Source organism: Acidovorax sp. NPDC077693, from assembly GCF_044542805.1.
Lineage (GTDB): Bacteria > Pseudomonadota > Gammaproteobacteria > Burkholderiales > Burkholderiaceae_C > Acidovorax.
This window is the reverse complement of record NZ_JBITVD010000006.1, coordinates 42127-53966: the sequence shown is the minus strand read 5'-3', so window position 1 is coordinate 53966 and position 11840 is coordinate 42127. Positions and strand designations below refer to the sequence as shown.

General features: G+C 68.0%; 10 protein-coding genes. 3 read left to right on the top strand and 7 right to left on the bottom strand.

Annotation, left to right across the window (positions count from 1 at the left end; all coding sequences use genetic code 11):
• Positions 1-41: 41 nt before the first annotated feature.
• Entirely contained in the window at positions 42-530 is a 489-nt protein-coding gene (locus ACIGHN_RS09660; protein WP_396504192.1) for a MerR family DNA-binding transcriptional regulator, read from the top strand.
• A gap of 95 nt (positions 531-625) precedes the next feature.
• Positions 626-1015, top strand: a complete 390-nt coding sequence (locus ACIGHN_RS09655; protein WP_200912377.1) for a PaaI family thioesterase — start codon at positions 626-628, stop codon at positions 1013-1015.
• A 45-nt stretch (positions 1016-1060) separates the two neighbouring features.
• On the opposite strand, the gene ACIGHN_RS09650 is transcribed toward ACIGHN_RS09655, so the two are convergent.
• The 3 genes from ACIGHN_RS09650 to leuA all read right to left on the bottom strand — a co-directional run bounded on the left by ACIGHN_RS09650 (position 1061) and on the right by leuA (position 4703).
• Positions 1061-2161: a 3-deoxy-7-phosphoheptulonate synthase gene (locus ACIGHN_RS09650; RefSeq protein ID WP_396504191.1), complete on the bottom strand. Its 1101-nt coding sequence runs from the start codon at positions 2159-2161 to the stop codon at positions 1061-1063.
• Positions 2162-2351: 190 nt separating this feature from the next.
• Positions 2352-2876 carry a C40 family peptidase gene (locus ACIGHN_RS09645; protein WP_056171593.1) on the bottom strand — a complete coding sequence of 175 codons (525 nt, stop codon included), beginning with the start codon at positions 2874-2876 and terminating at the stop codon, positions 2352-2354.
• Between the two features lie 138 nt (positions 2877-3014).
• Positions 3015-4703, bottom strand: a complete 1689-nt coding sequence (gene leuA / locus ACIGHN_RS09640) for a 2-isopropylmalate synthase (RefSeq protein WP_396504190.1) — start codon at positions 4701-4703, stop codon at positions 3015-3017.
• Between the two features lie 444 nt (positions 4704-5147).
• Here leuA and ACIGHN_RS09635 point away from each other — a divergent pair, with 444 nt between their 5' ends.
• Entirely contained in the window at positions 5148-5513 is a 366-nt protein-coding gene (locus ACIGHN_RS09635; protein ID WP_396504189.1) for a YciI family protein, read from the top strand.
• An 80-nt stretch (positions 5514-5593) separates the two neighbouring features.
• Here the strand turns inward: ACIGHN_RS09635 and ACIGHN_RS09630 are convergent, their stop codons facing one another.
• The 4 genes from ACIGHN_RS09630 to ACIGHN_RS09615 all read right to left on the bottom strand — a co-directional run bounded on the left by ACIGHN_RS09630 (position 5594) and on the right by ACIGHN_RS09615 (position 11808).
• Positions 5594-6136, bottom strand: coding sequence for a hypothetical protein (locus ACIGHN_RS09630; protein WP_396504188.1), 543 nt, complete (start codon positions 6134-6136; stop codon positions 5594-5596).
• Positions 6137-6240: 104 nt separating this feature from the next.
• Complete coding sequence (locus ACIGHN_RS09625; RefSeq protein WP_396504187.1) at positions 6241-7041, bottom strand: hypothetical protein; 801 nt, start codon at positions 7039-7041, stop codon at positions 6241-6243.
• An 86-nt stretch (positions 7042-7127) separates the two neighbouring features.
• Entirely contained in the window at positions 7128-7694 is a 567-nt protein-coding gene (locus ACIGHN_RS09620; RefSeq protein ID WP_396504186.1) for a hypothetical protein, read from the bottom strand.
• Positions 7695-7833: 139 nt separating this feature from the next.
• Positions 7834-11808, bottom strand: coding sequence for a WG repeat-containing protein (locus tag ACIGHN_RS09615; protein WP_396504185.1), 3975 nt, complete (start codon positions 11806-11808; stop codon positions 7834-7836).
• Positions 11809-11840: the final 32 nt, after the last annotated feature.

Here is an 11840-nt window from a genome sequence, read left to right as displayed (position 1 = left end):
GGCAACCTTCGTGCAGCGCCAGGCTTGCTAGGCTTTGCGCCATGCAGATCTCTGAACTGGCCCAGCGCACCTCGGTCTCGGTCCATGCCCTGCGCCACTACGAGCGGCTGGGGCTGCTCACCCCGCGCCGGCGCGCCAACGGCTACCGCGACTATCCCGTGGCCCTGCAGCGCGAGGTCGTGTTCATCGCCATGTCGCGCCAGCTGGGCTTCACCCTGCCGCAGATCGCGCCGCGCCTGGCCGCCTACCGCGCCGGCACGCTGTGCATCGACGCCATGGTGCAAGACCTGCGCGAGCGCGCCCTGGCGCTGGACCAGCAGATCGCCGGGCTGCAGGCCCAGAAGCAGCGCGTGCTGGAGCACGCGGCGTGGTTTCGGGCAAAGCAGGCGACGGCGCGGCGTGCCCAGGCTGCGGCACCCAAAGCCAAGGCCCCGTGGCCCCGCGTGCGGCCCGCCCCTGCGCCGGCCGCACCCGCACCGCCGCCACCACCGGCTTCACGATCCCCCCGCCCCACCAGGAAAACACCATGACCCCCTCTGCACCTGCCACTGGTCCCGCCACGGCGTCCATTTCATCAGTCCCATCCTCCACTTCATTGACCCAGCTGCAATCGCTGGTGCTGGCCATGCCCATGGCGCGCACGCTGGGCCTGCGCTTCGTGCGCGTCGAGCCGGGCGCGGTGGAGGTGGAAATCCCGGTGAGCGACGCGTTCTGCTTTCGCCCCGGCCAGCTGCAGGCCACGGCCGTGTTTGCGGTGGCCGACTTCGCTGCGGTGGGGGCGGCCGGCAGCGTGCTGCCGCCGGGCTGGGTCAATGCCACGGTGGATGCCACCGTGAAGCTCGTGGCCCCGGCGCGGGGCGTGTGCCTCAGGGCGCGCGGGCGCGTGATCGACGCGGCGCGGCTGCTCACGGTGTGCGCGTCGGACGTGTTCGCGGTGGATGCAGATGGCCAGGAAACCCTGTGCGCCACGCTGCTGGCCACGGCGCGCAACATCGACACCACGGCAGCGCGGTAGTTGCAGCCGGTGGTGCGGCGTAACCCAGAACGCTGGGCCGGAAGTTCAGCCGCGTGCGCGCCGCGCCCGCACCGCCGCCGCCAGGTCTTCCAGCACCGGGATGGTCTGCGCCATGCTGATGCAGGCATCCGTCACCGACACCCCGGGCGCGAGCGGCTGGCCGGGCACGATGTCCTGGCGGCCTTCCTGCAGGTGACTTTCGATCATGAGGCCGGTGATGCGCTGGTCGCCCGCGGCGATCTGCTGGGCCACTTCGCCCGCCACGGTGATCTGGCGCTGGTGCTGCTTGCTGCTGTTGGCGTGGCTCACGTCGATCATCACCTGCTCGCGCAGGCCCGCCGCCTGAAGCATGGTGCAGGCGGCATCCACATCGGCCTTCTGGTAGTTGGGCTGCTTGCCGCCGCGCAGGATCACATGGCAGTCCTGGTTGCCGCGCGTCTCGAAGATCGCGGCCTGCCCCATCTTGGTCATGCCCATGAAGGCGTGCGACGCCTGAGCGGCCTGGATGGCGTCGCTCGCCACCTTCACGCCGCCGTCGGTGCCGTTCTTGAAGCCCACGGGGCACGACAGGCCGCTGGCCAGCTGGCGGTGGCTCTGGCTCTCGGTCGTGCGCGCGCCGATGGCGCCCCAGCTCACCAGGTCGCTGATGAACTGCGGCGACAGCAGGTCCAGGAACTCCGTGCCCACTGGCAGGCCCAGCGCCAGCACATCCAGCAGCAGCTGGCGTGCCAGCTCCAGCCCTTCGTTGATGGCAAAGCTGCCATCCAGGTGCGGGTCGTTGATGTAGCCCTTCCAGCCCACGGTGGTGCGCGGCTTCTCGAAGTACACGCGCATCACGATGAGCAGGTCCTGCTGCAGCGCATCGGCCTGCACCTTCAGCTGGCGCCCGTACTCCATCGCCTGGCCGTGGTCGTGGATGGAGCAGGGCCCCACTACCACCACGAGCCGGTCGTCCTGCCCATGCAGCACGCGCGAGATGGCGGTGCGGCTGGTCTCCACCAGCCTCTGGGCGGCATCGGGCGCGGGCAGCCATTCCTGCAGCAAAGCCGGCGTGATGAGCGGCCGCACGGCCTTGATGCGCGTGTCATCGACGCGCGTCGTATCGTGGGTGGAGATCGGGGTGGCGGAGCGGTGTGCGTGGGTCATGGTGGCCCCGATTGTCGCGCGGCGCTGGACAGCCGCTGCTGGCAGATTCGGGCGAACACCTTTCTACCCATGGGCGACATTGGGAAAGACTGGCGCGCCCCAGGCGAGAGACGCCGAGCAAGGGCCGCCCCGCAGCAAGGGCGTCGTCCCCCTCAGGGGGAAGGCGCCGAAGGCGACTCAGGGGGAGCCGCTACGGCCTGCGGAACGCCGCATTCTGCCGCGACCAATGCCGCGACTGCAGCTGGTCGAGCCGCACCGTGCCGCCGGTGGACGGCGCGTGCACAAAGCGCCCTTCGCCCACATAGATGCCCGCATGGTTGGGCTGGCGGCCGGTGCCGAACACCACCAGGTCCCCGGCGCGCAGCTCGCTGCCGTCGATGGGGTAGCCCCAGCTGTTGAGCTGCGCCACCGTGCGGGGCGGCGGGGTGCCCACCTGGTTGCGGTACACATAGCCGATCAACCCGCTGCAGTCGAAGCCAGAGTCCGGCGTGTTGCCGCCGTAGCGGTACGGCGTGCCCACCAGGCCCAGCGCGTGGATGGCGATGTCATGCGCCTGCTCCGCGGTCAGGGGCGGCGTGGTGCGCACCGGCGCCGACGACGATGATGACGAAGGGAACGAAGAAGACGATGGGGGCCGCGAGGTACCGCAGCCCGCCAGGGCCAGCAGGGCGGCGGTGCAGGCGGCCAGGGCCAGTCTGTGAGAAACAACGCGCATGGCCCGAAGGGTAACGGATGGACCCCGGTGCCTGCCCGGACTCCGCCCGCGGCCTGGGGCTATTGGTCCGGATGGCCACCAGCGATGGAAGGACCAGCGCTGGCAGCTATCCTTTTTGCAACGGCCGCAACCACAAGGTTACGCCGCTGTCACCGTCCCCGTGGCGGCCACGCCCTGGCGCCGCTCGGCCAGCCGGTTGGCCACGCTCACGATGGCCAGCACCGACGCCGTCACGATGTTGTGGCTCATGCCCGCGCCAAAGGTGGAGCCTGCCACGCCTTCCATCGCAGCCTCCACGATGGCCAGCGCCTGGGCGTTGGCGCCCGTGCCGGTGGCGCGCTCTTCGTAGTGGTCCACGCGCAGCGGCAGGCCGAGCGCATCCACCGTGGCCGCGATCGGCCCGTTGCCCTGGCCGCGCAAATGCTGGCGCGTGCCGTCGATGGTCACGTCAAGCTCGATGCCCTGCCCGTCTTCATCGAGCCGGTGGCTGTGGCAGATGATGGCCGCCTGGGCCGGGGCGCGCAGGTAGGTGGCCTGGAACAGGTCCCACAGTGCCTCGCCGCTCATCTCGCCTTCGCTCGCGTCCGTCTGGCGCTGCACCACGGCGCTGAACTCCACCTGCATGCGGCGCGGCATCACCACGCCGTGTTCGCGCTCCAGCAAGAAGGCGATGCCGCCCTTGCCCGACTGGCTGTTCACGCGGATCACGCTGTCATAAGTGCGGCCCAGGTCCGCAGGGTCGATGGGCAGGTACGGCACCTCCCACAGCGCGTTCGGGTCCTGCGCGGCAAAGCCTTTTTTGATCGCATCCTGGTGCGAGCCCGAGAACGCGGTGAACACCAGGTCGCCCGCGTAGGGGTGGCGTGGGTGCACGGGCAGCGAGGTGCATTCCTCGGCAATGCGCGCCACCGAGGTGATGTCCGAAAAATCGAGGTTCGGGTGCACGCCCTGCGTGTACATGTTGAGCGCCAGCGTCACGATGTCCACGTTGCCGCAGCGCTCGCCGTTGCCAAAGAGGCAGCCTTCCACACGGTCGGCACCGGCCATCATCGCGAGTTCTGCCGCGGCCACGCCGGTGCCGCGGTCGTTGTGCGGGTGCACCGAGAGCGTGATGTGCTCGCGGGGGGTGAGGCGCCGGTCCATCCATTCGATCTGGTCGGCGAACACGTTGGGCGTCGCGTTCTCCACCGTGGTGGGCAGGTTGATGATGATGGGGCGGCCAGGGCCCGCGTTCCAGGCCGCGATGGCTGTCTGGCAGGCCTTGAGCGACACGTCGAGCTCGGTGGCGCTGAAGGTCTCGGGCGAGTACTGCAGCGTCCACTGCGTGGCGGGCTGCGCGTCGGTGAGCTGCTTCAAATAGCCCACATGGTGCGCGATCAGCTGCATCACCTGCGTCACGTTCATGCCGAACACGATGCGCCGCCAGGCAGGCGCGGTGGCGTTGTACAGGTGCACGATGGCGCGGGGGGCGCCGTTGACGGCCTCCACCGTGCGCGCGATCAGGTCCTCGCGCGACTGGGTCATGACCATGATGGTCACGTCGTCGGGGATCAGGTCCTCGTCGATGAGGCGGCGCACGAAGTCGAAGTCGGTCTGCGACGCGGCCGGAAAGCCGACTTCGATCTCCTTGAAGCCGATGCGCACCAGCTCATGGAAGAGCTTCATCTTGCGCTCACCGTTCATCGGCTCGAACAGCGCCTGGTTGCCGTCGCGCAGGTCGGTGGAGAGCCACACGGGCGCGCGGGTGATGCTGCGGGTGGGCCACTGGCGGTCGGTCAATGCAACCGGGGCGATGGGCTGGTACTTGGTGGCGGGCTTGGCAATCATGAGAGGCTCCACGAACGGTGTGTGCGGTGCGCTGAAGACAAAAACGCGCGGTGCACGGGTCAGACGAAATGAATGAAAAAACAAAACGTGTGACATCCCCTGCAGCCCTTTGCGTGTGCAAAGGCTGGTTCGCGGGCCGGGGTCAGGGGGAGATCAGGTGTTGCGCTGAGCGAGTCAGGCAACGGTGGCGAACGCAGGCAGACCCCGGCCAAGCACTAGTAGGCTTAGCGATAGGGTGGATAGGATCATGCTGCGTTGCATAGGGGGCCAAAGATAGCACAGGCTTGCTGCAGTGCGCAAGAATATGAAGGAAAAAGGCTGCTACCGCGCTCTGGATGAGCGCAAGCAGCTACTGAAACAATAGCAAACTGCCGCTGTTAGCATGGCGCACTCCCGCCAGCACAGTCTGCTGCACGCCCCATCGTCATCTTCTGGAGACCATTCATGCCCTACATGCTGCTCATCATGGAACCCCACGGCCAACGCGCCGAGCGGGGGCTGGCCGGCGGGCAGCAGGCCTATGCGCGCATGCTGGAGTTTGGCGACAGCCTCAAGGCCCGCGGCCTGCTGCGCGCCACCGAGTCACTGGCCTCCACCGACCAGGCCGTGCGCCTGCAGGTGCGCGACGGCCAGTCGCGCCTGGTGGACGGGCCGTTTGCCGAAACGAAGGAAATGGTGGGCGGCTTCTTCCTGATCGACTGCGCCACCCGCGACGAGGCTGTGGCCATCGCGCAGGCGTGCCCCGCGGCGGAGTGGGCGACCATCGAGGTGCGGGAAGTGGCGCCTTGTTATCACGGGGCTGAGAGCTGAAATCCGGCCCACCGCGGCTGCCAAGCCTTGGTGGCCGAATGCCCTGAGCAGCTGCGTGCAAGCCCCGCAGCATCGAGACGTCAGCGCCTGCCCTTTCGCGGAGCCGTGATGGTCACGGTCCGGCCGGTCTTGTGGCATGTGCTCACGATGCGCTCGACCCAGGCGCGGTCCACCAAAAAAGTGCTGCCGGCGATTTGCTCTTCGGACTCGACGACGTCGGTGGCCAGATTGACTGACTTGGCAAGCGCCTCCGCTTGTCCCAGTGACGCTGCCTCGTCTCCGGTAGCAACACGGCCTCTACTGTTGAGTATTTCCCCCCCGTTGTGCCAGATCATCAACATGTTGCCCCTAGAACCTTGCAAGCCAGTACGGGGCGCAAGCTTTAGAAAGCAAAAGCGGTTGGTTTGCTGTGCATACCGGCTGTTTCGGACTTCATCTTTGGTACGCAGATAGGCCCGAAGTACGGCAGGAGAACTGATTTCCGCAAGCGATGGGCGGGAGATGGCTGCCTCAGGAATAGCAGCGGCAGGCTGTTCGGCAGAGACCGCTGATGCTGCGCTCGCGACACTGCATAGAGCAGCACAGGTTGCGGCCAGCCAGGTTCTGGCGTGAAGGGTGTTCATGGGATTCACTTGGCGCCGTGGACTTATCGCATTGAGCGAGCAGCTTTGAGCACATGGAAAAAGCAGACAGCGACTGCCTCTACGCCCGGGCCGAAAGCGCGGGCTCAGTCCTTCTTCTTCAGCCGGGTGTGGGTGTAGAAATCGTTTCCTGCAGCCATCGCAAAGAGCTTGAACTCCGCGCTGGGTGAGGTGGCGCGTCTGGTCCGCCACGCGAACAGGCCGTTGGGTGAAGGGTCCATGGGCAGGGCTTCGTTGGCCACATCGATTGCGCTTTGTACGAACTGCGCATATGCCGCGCGCTTCGGATGCGTTCCGTCATTGGCGATCGATAGCGAGTCGTCTAGGTTCTTTGCGATCCCTTCTTCCAGACGAGGATATTGATTGAAGCCGTGAAACTGCACTGAGCCTTGGTCGTCGGCCTTGACGATGTCGACAATGCCGCTGGCACCTCGGGCCATGAACTCCTCCGGCTTGTCGCTGCGCAGCCGGTTGACGATCACCCTGCGCATCCACTGCATGCCCTTTTTGACTTCCTCGGCGGTGGCACTGCCCATTTTTTCGGGAGAGCGACTTTCCGCAAGCAGGAGCCGCACTAGCATGCCCTCTTCGGTGTCGAGCGGCGGGAGTTTCATGGCCGCTTCCACCCGGATCGTGATGGCAGAGGGAGAGATCGACAGTGCGGAAGAGCCCTGGCTGGAGATGATGCTGATGCGCGCCAGGCCTGCCTGCTTCGCGATGAACTCGAATTGCCAACTATCGGCACGTGCGTTGTGTTTGGTATCGCCCGTTGTCACGATGGGCGTCTGGTCCACCAGAGTCTTCAGCACATAGGCTTTGGGAATCCCCTCCAGTTTCAGTTTGAGCGTGTTGCCTTCCACCAGCGTGAGTACGCTCGGCGCAGTCATGTTGTTCGTGAATTTGAGAAGCGCGCTTGGCACGTGGGTTCCTTGATGTGATGCGAGCCTGATGTAGCGCACCGTGCAGGCGAGAGTCAGTGCCTGGTTCTTCGAAGTGGTGCAATGCTGACAGTGCGGCCCTTGGTTTTGCACGCATTGATAATGCTGTCCACCCAGGCACGGTCTATCAGAAAGGTGCTGCCAGCGATTTGTTCTTTGGACTCGACCACGTCCGTGGCCAGATGGACCGATTTGGCCAGCGCTTCAGATCGCCCCCGCAATGCCGCATCGTCTCCGGGCCCAATGCTTCCAGCGCTATCTAAAATTTCCCCGCCTTCGTGCCAAATCATCCACAGGCTGGCAGTGTCCCCCTCCACGTCGTTGCGGGGAGGTTGCTTGACGAAGCAAAAGCGGTTGGTTCGCTGCGCATACCGGCTGCCGTGTACCTCGTCCTTGGTCCGCAGGTAGGCTCGTAGTGTTGCGGGAGTGCTGATTTCCGCCGTCGAAGGCCGTAAAAAAACCTCCGTTGAGCGGTGCGTGTCACCCGCTGACCTGGCCACGGCAGCTTGATCGCCTTGGGCTGACACTTCTGCCAGGCTGCTGGCTGCAAAGCAAACTGCAGTCAGCCATATTCTCGTGCGCGCGTTGTTCAATGAGACCATAGGAGCATCGGTTGGGGCTTGGGGCGCAAAGGATTATCCGGGCGGTGGTGTAACCCAACGCGCGGGTTGCAATGTCTTACTTGACCGTTGTCATACCAGGGCGCCACGTCCAGATATGCGGACACAGAGCGTGCCAGGGTCAGTCTTTCTCCTCCCGCGCCGCCAACGCCAGACCCACACGCCGGTACAAACGCCTCCACCCGAACACATACACCACGACCACGATGGCAGTCACGGCCAGCGGCGCGCTGGCGGGCGTGGCAAAGAGGAAGCGCCAGGCCCAGTACGCGTCGGCAAAGCCCATGAGTGCAAAGGTGAGCAGCCCCATCCACGGCCCTTCGGCGCGCCAGGCGGCCACCGACACGAAGGTGTGGCCGACCAGTGCGGCCAGGCCCAGCAGCAGGTTGGCCACCAGCGCCAGCACCGCCCGCTGCTCGAACCAGCCGGCCAGGCCGCGCAGCGTGGGCGGTTCGCTGGATCGGGCGGTCACGGCGGCCTGCACCATGAACGCGGCCACCATGCCCTTGTGCTGCAGGCGGCGTGCCGCGGTGTCCTGGCCCTTGAGGGCGGACTCGACGAGGCGGCGGCTCAGCCAGTGGCCGGCTCCGCTGGATCGGGGGCCCTCGTCGTCATCCTCCTCCCTGTCGCGCGGCAGGCGTGTGGCGGCTTCCTGGGCGTCGCTGCGCAGGGGTTCGGGCACATGCTCCAGGGCGCTGCTGCTGTCGCGCAGCGCATGGGCGCAGACCGCCACGGTGCGCAGCGCGGGCGGCACCTCGGCCAGGCGCCTGCCGCTGTCCTGCACATGTGCAATGCAGGCGTCCTCGCCCAGCATGTCGGCAGGTATCTGGTCGAACGCTTTCACGCCCTGCCGCAAGGCTGCCGCGTACCGCGCGGGCGTCATCAGGCGCTTGGGCACGAAGCGCACCGTGTCTTCGTCGGCCGCCAGGGCGGCATCGACCATGGCGTGGGTGATGCGTTCGCGCGGCACGTCGGCCAGCGTGCGCGGGTGGGAGGCCAGCTGTGCGATCAGCGTGGCGTCATCGGCCGCGTGGGCCTGGGCTTGGGCTTGGGCCAGGGACTGCAGCCAGCGCGTGTCCTCATCGCTGTCCCACTGCGCGCTGTAGGGCGACTGCAGCGACAGCACGGTGGAGGCTTCCAGGGCCGCCTCCTGCGTGCGGCCCAGTGCGCGCAAGGCGCTGGCCAGGATGTAGTGCGCATGCTCTGCGTGGCGCACGCGGCCTTGGCCCAGTCGGGCGTCGGCCACCGCGCCTTCGTGGTCGCCGGCCCACAGCCGCGCCCAGGCGCGCTGCACGTGCCAGTGGCTGCCTTCGCGCGGCTCGCCATCCTGGCGCGCCTGCGCGAGGTCGTCGTCGATCAGCCGCGTGGTCACCGCCTCGCGCAGCGCATCGGGCACTGCGGGGAACATGTCCCAGCGGTCCTGCAGCGCGGCCACGCACACCTCGGTGGTGCGCAGCGGCGCAGGGATCTTGTCCAGCGACAGGCCGTTGGCGCGCGCCGACGCCAGGCACAGCGCGGGCGTGAGCATGTCGGCGGGAATGTGTTCGATCAGGCAGCCGTAGTCGTGCCGCACGGCGCGCTCGGCCAGTGCGGGCGTTATCTTGCGCGGGTCGATGTAGCTGATGTTGTAGATGTCGGCCTGCAGCGCGGCCTGCTCCACCGCATCGGTGCGCAGCCAGTGCGCCAGGTCCTTGAGCGGCGCCTGGGCGCGCACGGCCTTGAGCGCCAGCTCGGGCGTGAGCAGGCAGCCCCACACGTCGCACAGGCTGTTGTGGTCCCATGCGGTGGGGATGCGGCTGTTGCGTTCGTCGCGCCAGTCCCACTCGGGCTGGCCGGCATACAGGCTGCGCGCCAGCGCCAGCGCTTCGGCGGTCATGCATTCGGGCGGGATGTCGGCCGCCTCGCGCAGGCCGCGGCGCACCAGGGCTGCGAGCCGCGCAGGGGTTTGCCAGGCGGGGGGCACGGACTCCAGCGCCGCGACGTTCGCGGTCAGCGCAGTGTCCACCAGGGCGTCGTCCAGCCATTCAGCCGGCACGTGGGCGATGGCGTAGCGGTCGTCCTGCACGGCGCGCAGCCAGTCGCCGCGGGTCTGGGGCAGCGGCGTGTCGGGCTCGTCATCGGGCGGCTGGCTCTGCGGTAGCGCCGGACCATCGCTGGCCGGGCCTTCCCGTGGGTCGCTCTGGGCGGGCAGCGCGGCCGGCGTGGCGGGGGCTGCCGTGCGGGTGCGCTGCGCCAGCTGCAGCGCATCGATGCTGGGCGCGGCCATCAGCCACAGCTCCCACCACACGTCGCCGTCGCCGGAATCCGAGTGCTTGTACAGCGTGAGCCATTGTTCGCGCGCTTCGTGCAGCGCGCCGCTGTCGCCCGGCAGCGGCTTGGCCAGCGCCACGGGCCAGGCCTGGGTGTACTCGCCCCGGCGGTGCCACGGGGCGGCGTGCTCCGGGTTGGGGTCCGCGGCGCCCAGGCGCTCGGTCAGCTGCTGCACCATGGCCACGCGGGCTTCGTCGACCGCGCGGTTGAGGTCGGTGCACAGGAATTCGTACGGCCCGTTGTGCGACTCGCTCAGGTAGGCGCGCATCACGCGGCGCACGACCACCGTGCGGTCGGCCTGTACCTGGCCGGGCTCCTGGTCTTCGTCGGAATCACCGTCGTCGCCATCGCCGTCCTCACCGTCCACGGGCCCGTCGGGCGCGAGTTCATCGCCCGCGGCCAGTCGGTGCAGCCGCGCCTCCGCGTCGGCCAGCAGGTCCAGCGCCAGGGGCACGATGCCGTCCAGCGTTTCCAGGTTTTCGAGGTGGTCGGTCAGCGGCGCGTTGAAGAACGGGCCCGGGGGCCAGCAGTTCTCGCGCACGCCGCTGCGCCACAGCGGTGTGCCGGCTGCATCGAGCAGCGCCACCTGCTGCCCGTCGTAGTGGGCGCGCCAGGTGATGGCCCCTTCGCCGTCGATGAAGGCCAGCTGCCCGTCGCGCGTGAGAAAAGGCACCAGCGGCGTGTCCGGCGGGTGCGCCACCATCCAGCCGTCGCCATCGGTCAGCGGCTCCAGCAGGTGCTCGGGCGCGGGCACGAAGCGGCCCTCGGGGTGCAGCAGGCCCCAGTGCGCCGGGGCGGTGGCACCGCTGCGGGCGGCGGCGGTGCGAGCCACGGCGTAGCAGCTCTCGGTCGAAAAATCCGTGCCGTAGCTCAGCGGCGGGGTGGGCAGCGGCGTGCCGTCCGCCATGAGGAAGCTCGTGCCGTCGTAGCTGTTGGCGGCCACGCCGCACGCCATGCGCGGCGAGAGGTGGCGCCCGCCCTTGACCACGACCTTGCCGCGTTCATTGAGGTAGCCGTGGCCGTTGTCCCAGGCGTTGGGTTCGTCGAAGAAGGCCAGGCCCTCGGCGTTGAAGGCGTCGATGCGCGGGTAGCGCGGCTGCAGCACCCAGTGGCCCTTGGCGTCGATGAGGCCGTAGAGGTCTCCGTCCAGCGTGGCCGCGGTCGTGGCCGACTCGCCGAAGGGCCGCGCGTCGCGAAAGCGCGGCTCGATCACCCAGCGGCCCGTGCCGTCAACGAAGCCGTGGGTGCGCTCGTTGCGGGATTTCTTCCACAGCGTGGCGCGCGCCAGGCCGTTGGCACCGAAAGCGCCCAGCTCATGAAAGACCTCGTCGCAGGTGGTGCGGCCGGTGCGGTTGATGATGCGCCAGGCATCTTGCCCCACCTGCACCGCGCTCAGGCCGTGGCGAAACGGCTGGGCATTGTCGAAGGCGGGCGGGATGACGACCGCGCCGGTCAGGTCGATGAAGCCCCACCGCCCGCCATCGCAAAAGCGCGCCAGGCCGTCTTCGGAAAAGCTGCGGGCGTTGTGCAGCGTGGGCGGCACGCGCCAGCGGCCCTCCCCGTCGATGTAGCCCCACAGCCCGTGGGCGGCCCGGGCCGCGCCGATCCATCCTCCGCGGCCGTCGGCCCAGAAACGCAGCACCTCGGCCAGGCCCTCGGGCGGCACCACCGCCCGGCCCGGGTGGACGATGAGCACTGCCAGGGTCTGGTGGCTGGGTTCCAGCGGAATGCTGGCCAGCCACGGGGGTGTCGGTTCGGTGTCGTTGTTGTTGCTGTCGCTGGTCATTGTTGGTGGGGGTCCCTCGCGGGGCATCCTAA